Source organism: Microbacterium sp. NPDC089695 (genome assembly GCF_044749085.1).
Classification (GTDB): Bacteria; Actinomycetota; Actinomycetes; order Actinomycetales; family Microbacteriaceae; genus Microbacterium.
In genome coordinates, this window is record NZ_JBIVHG010000001.1 from 2,578,534 (window position 1) to 2,591,812 (window position 13,279).

Genomic DNA, 13,279 nt, shown 5'->3' on the forward strand with positions numbered 1-13,279 from the left:
GGCAACCATGACAGCCTACGCCAGCATCGCGGCCTGTCCCTCTCCGTGGAGGTGAAAGGATGGAGAGGTGACTGCGATCGAGCCGAACACCGTGCCCTTTGCCTCTCCCGCCGCCGCCTCCGGCGCCCCTTTCGTGACGACGCCGGTGGCCTATGACGGCATCCTGCTGGCGGGGTTCGGCGGACCGGAGGGACAGGACGACGTGATCCCGTTCCTGCGCAATGTCACCCGCGGCCGCGGAATTCCCGACGAGCGCCTCGAGGAGGTCGCCCACCACTACCGCCACTTCGGCGGCGTGAGCCCGATCAACGGACAGAACCGCATCCTGAAGGACGCGCTCGAGGCGGAACTCGCGCGGCGCGGCATCGACCTGCCCGTGTACTGGGGCAACCGCAACTGGAGCCCGTATCTGGAGGAGGTCGTCACCGAGGCCGCGGATGCCGGGCACACCACTCTCCTCGCCTTCGCGACCAGCGCGTACAGCTCCTTCTCGAGCTGTCGGCAGTACCGCGAGGACTTCGCGCGGGTGCTCACGGACACCGGGCTCGGCGACGTCGTCACGATCGACAAGATCCGCCCGTTCTACGACCACCCCGGATTCGTCGAGTCGTTCGAGACCGGTGTGCGCGAGGCGATCGAGGGCTTCCTCGGCCAGGGCATCGCCGCATCCGACATCCAGATCCTGTTCTCGACGCACAGCATCCCCACCGAGGACGCCGAGCGCTCGGGCGCCCGCGACATCGACTGGGGTGAAGGCGGCGCGTACGCCGCACAGCACCTGGCCGTCGCCGCCTGGGTCATGGATCGCGTGCGCGCCGACGTGCCCGCGGCAGCCGAGGTCTCGTGGGAGCTCGTGTACCAGTCGCGTTCGGGTCCTGCCTCGCAGCCCTGGCTCGAGCCCGATGTGTGCGACGTGATCGGCGAGCTGCCCGCGCGCGGACGCAAGGCTGTCGCGGTCGTGCCCGTCGGGTTCATGAGCGACCACATGGAGGTGCTGTGGGACCTCGACACCGAGGCCGCGGAGGCCGCCGAGGAGGCAGGGCTCGCGTTCACCCGCACGCCCACGCCGGGCGTCGCGCCGTCGTTCGTGGCCGGGATCGTCGATCTGATCCAGGAGCGCCTCGACGGGCGGCCGAACGACGAGCGTCCGCACGTCACGTCGCTCCCCGGCGGATTCGACGTCTGCCGCCCGGGATGCTGCGAGAACATCCGGGCGGGATTCAAGCCCGCAGCCGCGGGCGTCGCCCCGTGATGCCCGGTCGGCGGAGCCGCTCCTAGGATGGGAGCCATGCGCATCCACATCGCCACCGATCACGCCGGTCTCGACTTCTCGACGCAGCTCCAGGAGCATCTCCGCGCCGCGGGGCACGAGGTCGTCGACCACGGCCCGGTCGAGTACGACGCGCTCGACGACTACCCGGCGTTCTGCATCCGTGCCGCTCAGGCGGTCGTGTCGGATCAGGCTGCAGGCGTCGAGACCCTCGGCATCGTGTTCGGCGGCTCCGGCAACGGCGAGCAGATCGCGGCGAACAAGGTCGACGGGATCCGCGCGGCGCTGGTCTGGAACATCTCGACCGCCGAGCTCGCGCGCGAGCACAACGACGCGAACGTGATCTCGATCGGCGCCCGACAGCACACGTTCGACGAGGTCACCTCCTTCATCGACACGTTCATCGCGACGCCTTTCTCGGGCGAGGAGCGGCACGTGCGGCGCATAGCTCAGATCGCGGACTTCGAGCGCGACGGCTCGCTGCTCCCGGATCCGCGGGCCTGACATGCCCGAGGGGCATTCCGTCCACCGCATCGCGCGGCAGTTCGACCGCAACTTCGTCGGCAAGACGTTGAGCGCCTCGAGTCCTCAGGGTCGCTTCGCCGAGGGCGCCGCGGTTCTCGACGGTCGTGAGGCCGTGAGCGTGCAGGCCGTGGGCAAGCAGATGTTCCTGGAGGTCGAGGGTGCGCTCTGGCTGCGCGTGCACCTCGGGCTCTACGGGGCCTGGGACTTCGCGGGCGAGATCCTCGTCGACCCGACGATCGCCTCCGCGAACGGCCGCATGGGGCAGACCAACCAGCGCGGCACGGTGCTCGACGAGGAGATCCTCGACGACGCGGGGGAGAATTCGCTGGCATCGATCGGCGCCCCGCGTCGCACGCGCGTGCACGTGCGCATGTCGGAGCAGACGAAGGGGCTCGCGGACGAGAGCGTCGAGTGGCCGCCGCCCGTGGTCGGTCAGGTGCGGCTGCGCCTCATGACCGACATCACCGCCGCTGACCTGCGCGGCCCCACCGCGTGCGTGCTGCAGACGCCCGAGGAGATGCTCGCGACGGTCGCGAAGCTCGGCCCCGACCCTCTCGTGGGCGACCCCGTCGAGAACGAGGAGCGCTTCGTGCGCGCCGTGCGGAAGACGCAGACCGTGATCGCCCTGCTGCTCATGGACCAGTCCGTGGTGAGCGGCATCGGCAACGTCTACCGCGCCGAGATGCTCTACCGCCAGCGGCTCAACCCCCACACGCCGGGCAGACAGGTGCCGGAGGACGTCGTGCGCGCGCTGTGGCACGACTGGGTGCGGCTCCTGGCCATCGGCGTGGAGACCGGCCAGATGATGACGATGGACGACCTGTCGCCCGACGCGTATCGCGCGGCCATGGCCAGCCGTGACGACCGTCACTGGGTGTATCACCGGGCTGGTCTTCCCTGCCGCGTGTGCGGCACCGAGATCGCCCTCGAGGAGATCGGCGCCCGCAAGCTGTACTGGTGCCCGCGCTGCCAGGCCTGACCCCGCGGCCATAGGCTGGGAGGATGCGTCAGAATCCCAGCTTCACCCTCGCCGACGTCGCGGAGATGCGCCGCGTCATCGACATGCATCCGTGGGCGACGATCGTGAGCGATGCGGCGGACGGCCTGGTCGCCTCGCACTATGCGGTGCTGCTCGACGAGGACCGCGACGACCTCACCGTGGTGGCGCACGTGGGACGTCCCGACGACCTGATCCACGGGCTGGGGGAGCGCGAGCTCCTGATCGCCTTCCAGGGGCCCCACGGGTACATCTCGCCGGGCTGGTACGGCGACGTCGCGGCGGTGCCGACGTGGAACTACACCGCGGTGCATCTCGCCGGCATCCCCGAGATCCTCAGCGAGGAGGAGAACCTCGAGGTCCTCGATCGACTGGTAGCGCGATTCGAAGGGCGGATGCCGGAGCCCCGCCTCATGTGGGAGCGTCCGAACGACGACGCCTACGTGTCGCGGCTCGCAGCGGGGACGGTCGGGTTCCGTCTGACGCCGACGCGGGTCGTCGCCAAGCGCAAGTTGAGTCAGAACAAGCCCACCGAGACGATCGACACCGTGATCGCCGCGCTCGAGGAAGAGGGGCCGTACGCCCAGCCGGAGCTCGCACGTGAGATGCGTCGCGCGCAGGACGCCCGCACGGCGGCCGGCCGATGACGGGCGTGGGTGGCCGGATCGACACGATCACCGGGGTTCGTATCGCCGGTCCCGGGCGTGAGTTCCTCATGGACGACGAACCGGTAGACGTCTTCATCGAGGACGGACTGATCGCGGACATCGCTCCGACCGGGGCGCTTCCGGCTCGCGGCGCGGTGCTCGACGCCGCCGGCGGCTGGGCGGTGCCCGGCCTGTGGGACAACCACGTCCACACCGTGCAGTGGGCTCTGGCGGAGGAACGCGTCGATCTGGGCGGGGTGCGTTCGGCCGCCGAGGCTGCGGCGCTCATGGGCCGCGCTGCGCCCCTCCCGGACGGACGTCGCATCGGCAGCGGGTTCCGTGATGCGCTGTGGCCCGACGCTCCGGGCCTGGCGCTCTTGGACGCGGCGACGGGTGATGTGCCGACCTACCTCATCAACGCCGATGTCCACAGCACGTGGCTCAACTCCGCGGCTCTCCGGCGTGAAGGTTTCGCAAGCGCCGACGGGATGCTGCGTGAAGAAGACGCGTTCGAGATCTCGCGGCGCCTCAACGCTGTGGACCCGGAGCGCAGCGACCGCGCGGTGCGTGCGGCCGGCGACCGGGCGGCTGCTCGTGGCGTCACGGGCCTCGTCGACTTCGACATGGCCTGGAACGCGGATGCGTGGCCGCGCCGCATCGCGCAGGGGTTCGCCTCGCACCGCGTCGAGTTCGCCGTGTACCCGTTCGACCTCTCACGGGCGATCGGGGCCGGGCTCCGCACCGGCGAGTTGCATGAGGACCCGGACGCACCCGAGGCCGGGCGCGGTCTGATCCGGGTCGGCCCGCTCAAGATCATCAGCGACGGCTCGCTCGGCACCCGCACGGCCGCCTGCTCGCATGCGTATCCCGGCGACCCTGACAACTTCGGCGTGCTCACTGTGCCACCGGCCGCGTTGGCGGAGCTGCTCACGACCGCGACGGGCGCGGGGCTCGGCGTCGCCGTGCACGCGATCGGCGACCGCGCCGTGACCGCGGCCCTCGATGCCTTCACGGCCACCGGCGCGGTGGGCACGATCGAGCACGCGCAGCTCGTGCGCCACGCGGATCTCGCGCGCTTCGCGCGTCTCGGTGTGGTCGCGAGCGTGCAGCCGCAGCACGCCGTCGACGACCGCGACGTCGTCGGCACACACTGGGCTCTGCAGACGTCGATCGGGTATCCGTTGCGCGCCCTGCAGGATGCGGGCGTCGAGCTCCGTTTCGGATCGGATGCGCCCGTGGCGCCGCTCGATCCCTGGCAGGCGATCTCCGCAGCCGTCACGCGCACCGACGACGAGCGTGCGCCGTGGCATCCGGAAGAGATCCTCGGGAGAGACGACGCGCTGCGTGCGAGCGTACGGACCGCGCTGCGCCCCGGTGCGGTCGCCGACATCGCGGTGTGCGGCGCCGATCCGCGCGTCGCCGTGGGCGAGGCGTTGCGCAGGATGCCCGTGATCGCGACGCTGCTGGGCGGACACCTGACGCATCGCGCCTGAGCTGCCGCGACGACACGAAGGAGGGCACCGGGACGGATCCCGGTGCCCTCCTTCGTATGCGGTGTCGTTACGCGGCGATGTGCGAGACGAGGAACCAGCGGTCCTTCTCGAGGCCGCGCATGATCTCGATCGCGACGTCCTGGCTCGTCAGGTCGACCTCGTCGAGACCGTCGATCGCGGCCTTGACGTCGACGAGGATGGCGTCGATATCGGCGATCACGGCGCGCACGAGCTCATCCGACTGCGTGAAGCCGGCGGGGACAGCGGTCGAGCCGGCCTTGGCGGCGACGGTCGAGACGCGGGCGTCGATCGGGAGCCCGAGGGCGACGATGCGCTCCGCGGCGGTGTCGGCGAAGTCTCCGGCGTGGGCGACGATCGTGTCGAGGAGCTCGTGGACGCCGACGAAGTTCGCGCCGCGAACGTGCCAGTGGGCCTGCTTGCCGTCGATCGTGAGGGCCTGGAGGCCGAGGACGACGGGGGAGAGGAACTGGGCGGCGGCGGCCGCAACGGTCGGGTCGCTGGCGGTGGTGGAAACGGTCTGTGCCTTGCTCATCGTGACTCCTCCGGAGTGGTCATTTCGTACCTGTTGAAGACAACGCTACTCATCCTGATTCATTCCGCAAGCAAGTGAAGGCTCGGCTTAGTCCCGCGTAATCACGCGGATCTCCGGGCATGCGAGGGTAGGCTCGCCTCATGAGTGTCGCTTCAGGAGCATCCGTCCTCGCCCTCGCAGACAGGGTCCCGTCGATCGCCGAGGCGACGTTCGTCGCGGAGGGCGCGCGCATCATCGGCGACGTCCGGCTCGAGCCCGGGTCGAGCGTCTGGTACAACGCCGTCCTGCGGGCCGATTCCGCGTCGATCGTCGTGGGGCCGGGCAGCAACGTGCAGGACAACGTGTCGGTGCACGTCGACGCCGGGCATCCCGTGCGGATCGGCGCCAAGGTCTCGATCGGCCACAACGCCGTCGTGCACGGCTGCACGATCGGCGACGGCTCGCTGGTGGGCATGGGGGCGGTGGTCCTCAGTGGTGCCGTCGTCGGCGAGGGCTGCCTGATCGCGGGAGGCGCCGTCGTGCTCGCGGGCACCGACATCCCGGACGGATCGCTCGTGGCGGGTGTGCCTGCGAAGGTCCGTCGGGCCCTGTCCGATGACGAACGCGAGGGGCTCGTCGCCAACGCCGACATCTATCTCGGACACCTGCGCGCCCACGAGGACGCCTCGCCGATCTGATGGGCTCGGCCCCGATAGGCTGGTGCGCACGGGGCGGTGGCCAAGCTGGTTAAGGCAGTGGGCTCATAACCCAACGATCGCGGGTTCAAGTCCCGCCCGCCCTACCGTTGTCGCGTCCTCGGGTTCGAGGTAGGCTGACGTCAGCATCGTATACGATGACGATCCGCTTCGAAGGAGAGGTGGTCTCATGGTCCTCATCACCCGAGACGAGCGACCGGCCGGCGGCGAGGTCCTGGGCATCAGCGGCTTCCGCGCCGCCGTCAACGACTCGTTCGTGCCTCTGCAGGTGTCCAGCGATCGGCCGGACGTGTTCCGCGGTGCGATCCGCGGTGCGCAGGTCGACGAGCTCCACATCACGGACGTGCGCGCGACCGCGCACGCCGTCGAGCGGACCCCCGAGCTGATCGCACGCGGAGACAGCCCGTACTTCAAGGTGAGCATGATGCTCGCCGGCTCAGGGCTGCTCATCCAGGACGGCCGGGAGGCGCTGCTGGGGCCGGGGGATCTCGCCATCTACGACACCGACCGGCCGTACACGCTCGCCTTCGACGAGTCCTTCCGCACGATGGTGATGATGGTCCCGCGGCACGCGCTGTCGGTTCCGAGCGATGTCCTCGGTCAGCTCACGGCGGTGCGGATGTCGGGAAGCGACGGCGTCGGCGCACTCGTCGTGCCGTATCTCGGGCAACTCGCCGACAATCTCGACCAGCTCGTGGGGGCGACGGGAGCACGGCTGCTGAACAGTGCGGTCGACCTGCTGACGACCGTCTTCACGCGCGAACTCGGCCTCGAGGCCGCCAACGATCCGCACCGGGCGCTGGTGCAGCGCATCCACGCGCACATCGACCGCAATCTCGGCTCGCCGCACCTCGACCCGACCTCGATCGCCGCCGCGCACTTCATCTCCACCAGGCACCTGCACGCCCTGTTCCGCGAACAGGGCACGACGATCTCGACCTGGATCCGGATGCGCAGGCTGCAGCAGTGTCAGCGGACGCTCGTCGATCCCGCGTCGGCCAGCCGGCCCGTGGCCGCCATCGCCGCGCAGTGGGGATTCCCCGACGCCGCACACTTCAGCCGCGTCTTCAAGGCGACGTTCGGCGTCGCACCGAGCGAGTTCCGCGCGACGCACTGACGCGCCGCGCGGAACCGGTGCGCACGGGCTCAGCCGTTGACGACCTGGGGTACGGCGACGGACTTCAGCCCCTCGACCCCGAACTCGAGCCCGTAGCCCGAGCTCTTCACGCCGCCGAAGGGGATCATCGGGTGCACGCCGCCGTGCGAGTTGATCCACACCGTGCCGGCCTGGATGCGGGCGGCCACGGCGCGGGCTTCGTCGCGATCGCCCCACACCGACGCGCCGAGGCCGACGTCGAGACCGTTGGCGCTGCGCACGGCGTCGTCGACCTCGCTGTAGCGGATGATGGGGAGCGCCGGACCGAACTGCTCCTCGTCGACGAGCGGCGTACCGTCGGCGATGTCGGCCACGAGGGTGACGGGGTAGAACAGCTCACCCAGATCGGATGCCGGTGCTCCGCCGGTCACGATTCTGGCGCCCTGCCGACGGGCGTCGTCGACGAGACCCGCGACGATGTCGAACTGCGCCCGGTTCTGCAGGGGCCCGAGCACCGCATCCTCGTCGAGGCCGTTGCCCATCGGCATGGCCGCGGCGACCGCCGCGAGCGCGTCGACCACGGCGTCGTACAGCGAGTCGTGCACGTAGAGGCGCTTGAGCGCCGCGCACGTCTGACCCGTGTTGATGAACGCACCCCAGAAGAGGTCCTGTGCGATCGCCGCGGGGTCCGCGCTCGGCAGGACGATTCCCGCGTCGTTGCCGCCGAGCTCCAGTGTGAGGCGGGCGAGGTTCTGCGCCGAGCTCTCGACGATCCGTCGTCCCGTGGCCGTGGATCCCGTGAACATCACCTTGCCGACGTGCGGGTGCGAGCTCAGGCGCGACCCGAGTTCCCGGTCGCCGGAGACGCCGATCAGCACATCCGGAGGAAGCACGTCGTTCAGCACCGCGAGGAGGGCCAGCACACTGAGTGTCGTGTACTCGCTGGGCTTCACGACGGCGGTGTTGCCCATGCGCAGGGCGGCGGCGACCTGCCAGATCGTGATCATCAGCGGCCAGTTCCACGGGCCGATCGCGCCGACCACGCCGATCGCGCGGTAGCTGAGCTCGGCGTGCCCGGTCTCGTCGTCCAGCAGCACCTCGGTGTCGAGGACCGTGGATGCCGCCGTCCGCAGCCACGCGGCGCACGCGCCGACCTCGAAGCGCGCGTTGGGGCCGTTCAGGGGCTTGCCCTGCTCGCGGGACAGAAGTCGTGCGAGGGCTTCCGCGTTCTCCTCCACGGCGTCCGCGGCCGCGAGAAGAAGACGCGACCTCTCGGCGTGACCGAGACCTTCCCATGCCGGCTGTGCCGTGCGCGCGCGGGCGACGGCCTGGTCGAGCTCCGCGACACTCTGCACGGGAGCGTGTCCGATCGTCTCGCGCGTCGCGGCGTCGGGTACGGAGCGACCGTCGCCGCCGTCGGCGCCGATGCGTCGCAGAAGGGCCGCATCGGGCGTTTCTGCCTGCAGGACGGGGGTGTGCTTCGACATCGATGTCTCCTCTGCGCTCTGGCTGTCAGCGCACGGCCGGAGCCGCGCATCCGCCCCAGTCTGCGCGCCGATCGCAGGGGTCGTCTTGTCGCCGAGCGCGCGGTGGATGCGTCAGCGCGAACGGTCGTCCGCATCACGCGCGGAGCGCTTGTCCCGGCCGGGAGAGCCCTCTTAGCATCTGGGCATGACCCACCACCAGCATGCCGTGCAGCCGCACGAGAACGCCGACCTGATCCCGCTGCGGAGCTCGACGTCGGCGGGTCCGCGGCACCCCCTCGACCCGCTGACCGCCGAGGAGATCGCCGTGGCGCGCGACGTGCTCGTGGATGCCGGTCTGCTGGGCGATTCCGTGCGCGTACCGATGCTCCTTCCCGATGAGCCCACGAAGGAGGAGCTGGCGTCATGGTCGCCCGGCGACCCGATGGACCGGCGTGCGGACGTGACCCTGCTGGACACGGAGTCGGGCGCGGTCATCGAGGCGATCGTGTCGATGACTGCGCGCGAGGTGGTCGCGATGCGACCCCACGACCCGGCATCCGCTCCCTACGGACAGCCGCAGTACCTGTTCGAGGAGTACGAGCGCGCGGCCGAGATCGTGAAGGCCTCCCCGGAATGGCAGACGGCGATGCGCCGTCGCGGGCTCGCCGACCGCATGGAACTCGCTTTCTGCTCTCCGCTCGCTCCCGGCTTCGTCGGTCGCGCGAACGAGGTGGGCCGCCGCGTCATCCGCTCGCTGACCTTCCTGCGTGACAGCGAGCGCGACATCCCCTGGGCGCACCCCGTCGAGGGCCTCATCGTGCACGTCGATCTCATCGCGAACGCCGTGATCGGCATCGAGGACGACGGCGACACGCCCGTCCCCGCAGGTCACGGCGACTACACGCCCCACGCCGTGGGGCCGGCGCGCACGACGCTGAAGCCGATCGAGATCATCCAGCCGGAGGGGCCGAGCTTCCGGGTCGACGGCTCGGCCGTGGAATGGGAGAACTGGTCGATGCGGGTGGACTTCAACGCCCGCGAGGGGCTGGTGCTTCACGACGTGCGCTTCGACGGGCGTCCCGTGCTCACGCGAGCGAGCGTGCCGGAGATGGTCGTCCCTTACGGTGACACCTCGCCCACCCGGTTCTGGATCAGCTACTTCGACGCGGGGGAGTACCTGCTCGGAAAGAACGCCAACCACCTCGAGTTGGGATGCGACTGCCTCGGCGTGATCCACTACTTCGACGGGCACGTCGCCGACGATCACGGCAACCCCATGCGCATCCCGAACGTGGTGTGCATGCACGAGGAGGACATCGGCATCCTCTGGAAGCACACCGAGCCGGATCCGGTCGGGTCGCACGTGCGACGCTCACGACGTCTCGTCGTGTCGTACTTCTCGACGATCGGCAACTACGACTACGGCTTCTACTGGCACTTCACGCTCGACGGCACCATCCGCCTCGAGGCCAAGGCCACCGGCATCGTCTTCGCGGGCGCGGGCGAGCCCGGATCGACCGATCCGCACGCACCCGAGATCGCCCCGGGCGTCTTCGCCCCGGTGCATCAGCACCTGTTCAACGCCCGCCTGGACGTCGCGATCGACGGTGAGGACAATCATCTCGTCGAGGTCGACGCCGCGCGCATCCCGATGGGCGACGACAACCCCTTCGGCAACGCCTTCACGTGGACGGAGACGCCGTTGCGGTCGGAGAGTGAGGCGCAGCGGGTCGCCGACTCATCGGTCGCACGCGTGTGGGAGGTGCGGTCGGCGTCGCGCACGAACCGCCTGGGCAAGCCCACCGCCTATCACCTGGTGCCGCAGCCGACGGCGTTGCTCATGGCCGATCCGCAGTCCTCCGTGTCCGCGAGAGCAGCGTTCGCGACCAGGCATCTGTGGGGCACCGCGTACGACCGTGACGAGCGCTGGCCCGCGGGGCGCTATCCCAACGCCCACCAGGGCGGCGCCGGGCTCCCCGCGTACACGGCGGACGATCGGTCGATCGACGGCGAGGACATCGTGCTGTGGCACACCTTCGGGCTCACCCACATCCCGCGGCCCGAGGACTGGCCGGTCATGCCCGTCGACCACACCGGGTTCACGTTCAGCCCTTACGGGTTCCTCGACGCGAACCCCGCCCTCGACGTGCCCGAGTCCAGCCAGGCTCACGAGGTCGCCGCCGACGGCGGCTGCGGGCAGGGCGAGAACTGCACGTGCGGCTGATCCCGGCAGCGCGGTGACGCAGCGAGAGGGGCGGATGCCGCGGCATCCGCCCCTCTCCGTGTCGTCCGGGCCTCAGACGCCGTCGTCGTCGGCGCCCAGTGTCGGCGCATCGTCGAGGTCTGCGCCGTGGCCGATCCGCGCGTAGATCGCGGGCCTCGCGCGGCGCAGCCAGAGGCCCCACAGCACGGCGACGGCCGACGGCACGAGGATCACCGCGGGGAGGATGAACGACGTCGGCGTCGTCTCGGCCTGTCCGAGGAGGACGTCCCAGTTGGCGAGGATCAGGACCCACACGGTTCCCAGCGCGCCCAGCGAGACGACGGGCGCGAGGATGCGGCTGCCGACGCCGACGTCACGCGGATCCCGTCGGAAGAAGCCGATCACGGCGACGGAGACGAGCGCCATCAGCAGCACCAGGCCGAAGGCGCCGAGGTTCGTGAGCCAGGTGAACAGCGTGAGCACCGGGAACGGCCCGTTCTCGGGATCCCAGCCGATCTCGCCCACCGCGAAGGCGAGGATCACGACCACGGCGATCCCCGTCTGCAGCAGCGAGCCCGCCCACGGCGCCCCGCTCGCCCGTCGCACGGACGCGAGACCGCGCGGGAGCACGCCCTCACGACCGAGTGAGAACGCGTACCGCGCCACAGCGTTGTGGAAGCTCACCACAGCGGCGAACACGCTCGTGATGAAGAGCAGCGACATGATGTCGACCCAGATCGCGCCGAGGCGCGCGTACACGAAGTCGAAGAACAGCGGGGGACCGGCCTCGGCCGCGGTGATCCCGCTCGGGTCGAGGATCTTCTCCGGGCCGATCGCGAGAGCGAGAGCCCAGGCGGAGATCGTGTAGAAGACACCGATCACGCCGACCGCGAGGAAGGTCGCCCGCGGGATGGTCCGCTTCGGATCCTTCGACTCCTCGCCGTAGATCGCGGCGGACTCGAAGCCCATGAACGCGGCGATCCCGAACGCGAGGACCGCGCCGACCCCGGGGACGAACAGCGACGCCGGACTGATCGGCGCCGCCGACAGCTCCTCTGCCGGATTCCCGAAGGCGACGACGTCGAACACGATGACGACGAGGAACTCCAGAGCGACGAGCACGCCGAGCACCTTCGCGGAGAGGTCGACCCGGTTCACACCCATCACGGCGACCACGGCGATGCCGATCAGCACCCAGACCCACCACGGCGCGGTGAGTCCGGTCTTCTCCTCGACGAACAGCGAGACCTGGAAGCCGAACATGCCCCAGATGCCGACCTGCATCGCGTTGTAGGCGATCAACGCCAGCACCGAGGCGCCGATGCCGGCGGGGCGCCCGATGCCCTGCGACACATACGAGTAGAAGGCGCCCGCGTTCGTCACAAATCGGCTCATGGCGGCGTAGCCGACCGCGAACACCGCGAGCGCGGCGGCCAGCACGACGAAGCCGAACGGGACCCCGAGCACATGCGTGACGGAGAACGCGCTCGTCGATCCGCCGGCGATCACGGTGAGCGGGGCTGATGCGGCGACGATCATGAACGCCACCGCGGGCACACCGAGGCGACGATGCGCCTCGGTGCGTACCGTCGGCGGGGCGGATGTGGTCATGGCAGCTCCTTCGATACAGGACGGCACGTCGCCGTGCTCTCATCGTCGTCACTCCCCGCGCCTCGGGGTTGTCGTGGGGTGCACGGTGCTTGTCATGCGCGGCAGGTGTCGGCTGCGGAGTCGCTCGGCGCGGCACGCTGAGATGACGGACACAACGTCCGTGATCGGAGGCGGATGCCGGGTATGTGGCTGCACGCTGTCGCGGCGCTCCTCATGTGCGCTCATCTGCTGCTGCGCCTTCGCTCACGCGATCGCGATGCGGTGGCGATCGGAGGTGAGGTCGTCATGATGCTCGGGATGGCGGACATGGCGGCAGGTGGGGTCGTGTTGACGCCGGTCTCGTGGCTGGGCTTCTCGATAGTCTCGGCTCTCGCGATCGCCGCCTGTCGTTCGAGGGCGCCCGCTCGGCTCTCGCGATTCGCTGACCTGCGCGTACGCCGGGTGCACAGCTCCCTCGGCCTGATCCTCATGGGTCTCGCCCAGGTAGTCGCGACGCACCGCGGTGTCGTCTCCGTCGACCCGGGGCATGCTCATGCGGCGTCGCCGATCATGCTGCAGAGCGTCGTCCTCCTCGGACTCGGTCTTCTTGCCGCGTGGTGCGCTCTCACCGATTTCCGCGCCCACGGCAATCGTCTGAGAACACCGACCGTCCTGTCCGCGATCGCGGCACTCGCGATGGGAGCCGGGCTCATCGTCTCCTGACCTCGCGGAGATCGTTGTCAA

General features: G+C 69.9%; 12 protein-coding genes and 1 tRNA gene. 10 read left to right on the forward strand and 3 right to left on the reverse strand.

Annotated features, from left to right (window positions below):
- Nucleotides 1–67: 67 nt before the first annotated feature.
- From ACIPYT_RS12415 to ACIPYT_RS12435, 5 genes are read left to right on the forward strand one after another with little or no spacing between them, the layout of a single operon-like run.
- The gene (locus tag ACIPYT_RS12415) at nt 68–1,252 is read left to right on the forward strand and encodes a ferrochelatase (RefSeq protein WP_401074360.1); all 1,185 of its coding nucleotides are present in this window, start codon (nt 68–70) and stop codon (nt 1,250–1,252) included.
- Between the two features lie 36 nt (nt 1,253–1,288).
- Entirely contained in the window at nt 1,289–1,774 is a 486-nt protein-coding gene (locus ACIPYT_RS12420; RefSeq protein ID WP_401074363.1) for a ribose-5-phosphate isomerase, read from the forward strand.
- Nucleotide 1,775: 1 nt separating this feature from the next.
- Nucleotides 1,776–2,774, forward strand: coding sequence for an Fpg/Nei family DNA glycosylase (locus ACIPYT_RS12425; RefSeq protein WP_401074365.1), 999 nt, complete (start codon nt 1,776–1,778; stop codon nt 2,772–2,774).
- 23 nt (nt 2,775–2,797) lie between these two features.
- A complete protein-coding gene (locus tag ACIPYT_RS12430) occupies nt 2,798–3,439 on the forward strand; it encodes an FMN-binding negative transcriptional regulator (protein ID WP_401074368.1) in 642 nt (213 codons plus the stop codon).
- On the forward strand, nt 3,436–4,932 hold the full coding sequence (locus tag ACIPYT_RS12435; protein ID WP_401074371.1) for an amidohydrolase: 1,497 nt from the start codon (nt 3,436–3,438) through the stop codon (nt 4,930–4,932). Before ACIPYT_RS12430 ends, ACIPYT_RS12435 begins: the two co-directional genes overlap by 4 nt.
- 67 nt (nt 4,933–4,999) lie before the next feature.
- Here the strand turns inward: ACIPYT_RS12435 and ACIPYT_RS12440 are convergent, their stop codons facing one another.
- Nucleotides 5,000–5,485 (reverse strand): Dps family protein, encoded by a 486-nt coding sequence (locus ACIPYT_RS12440; RefSeq protein WP_401074373.1) that lies wholly within the window; start codon nt 5,483–5,485, stop codon nt 5,000–5,002.
- 140 nt (nt 5,486–5,625) lie between these two features.
- Between ACIPYT_RS12440 and ACIPYT_RS12445 the strand changes: the two genes are divergently transcribed.
- The 3 genes from ACIPYT_RS12445 to ACIPYT_RS12455 all read left to right on the forward strand — a co-directional run bounded on the left by ACIPYT_RS12445 (nt 5,626) and on the right by ACIPYT_RS12455 (nt 7,297).
- Nucleotides 5,626–6,162, forward strand: a complete 537-nt coding sequence (locus ACIPYT_RS12445; RefSeq protein WP_401074376.1) for a gamma carbonic anhydrase family protein — start codon at nt 5,626–5,628, stop codon at nt 6,160–6,162.
- A 30-nt stretch (nt 6,163–6,192) separates the two neighbouring features.
- A tRNA-Ile gene (locus tag ACIPYT_RS12450) sits at nt 6,193–6,266 on the forward strand.
- 83 nt (nt 6,267–6,349) lie between these two features.
- Nucleotides 6,350–7,297, forward strand: a complete 948-nt coding sequence (locus ACIPYT_RS12455; RefSeq protein WP_401074378.1) for a helix-turn-helix domain-containing protein — start codon at nt 6,350–6,352, stop codon at nt 7,295–7,297.
- Nucleotides 7,298–7,326: 29 nt separating this feature from the next.
- Here ACIPYT_RS12455 and ACIPYT_RS12460 read toward each other — a convergent pair whose 3' ends face one another.
- Nucleotides 7,327–8,763 (reverse strand): aldehyde dehydrogenase family protein, encoded by a 1,437-nt coding sequence (locus tag ACIPYT_RS12460; RefSeq protein WP_401074381.1) that lies wholly within the window; start codon nt 8,761–8,763, stop codon nt 7,327–7,329.
- Nucleotides 8,764–8,947: 184 nt separating this feature from the next.
- Between ACIPYT_RS12460 and ACIPYT_RS12465 the strand changes: the two genes are divergently transcribed.
- Nucleotides 8,948–10,966: a primary-amine oxidase gene (locus ACIPYT_RS12465; RefSeq protein WP_401074383.1), complete on the forward strand. Its 2,019-nt coding sequence runs from the start codon at nt 8,948–8,950 to the stop codon at nt 10,964–10,966.
- A 72-nt stretch (nt 10,967–11,038) separates the two neighbouring features.
- Here the strand turns inward: ACIPYT_RS12465 and ACIPYT_RS12470 are convergent, their stop codons facing one another.
- The gene (locus ACIPYT_RS12470) at nt 11,039–12,556 is read right to left on the reverse strand and encodes an APC family permease (RefSeq protein WP_401074386.1); all 1,518 of its coding nucleotides are present in this window, start codon (nt 12,554–12,556) and stop codon (nt 11,039–11,041) included.
- Nucleotides 12,557–12,739: 183 nt separating this feature from the next.
- Here ACIPYT_RS12470 and ACIPYT_RS12475 point away from each other — a divergent pair, with 183 nt between their 5' ends.
- The gene (locus ACIPYT_RS12475; RefSeq protein WP_401074389.1) at nt 12,740–13,258 is read left to right on the forward strand and encodes a hypothetical protein; all 519 of its coding nucleotides are present in this window, start codon (nt 12,740–12,742) and stop codon (nt 13,256–13,258) included.
- Nucleotides 13,259–13,279: the final 21 nt, after the last annotated feature.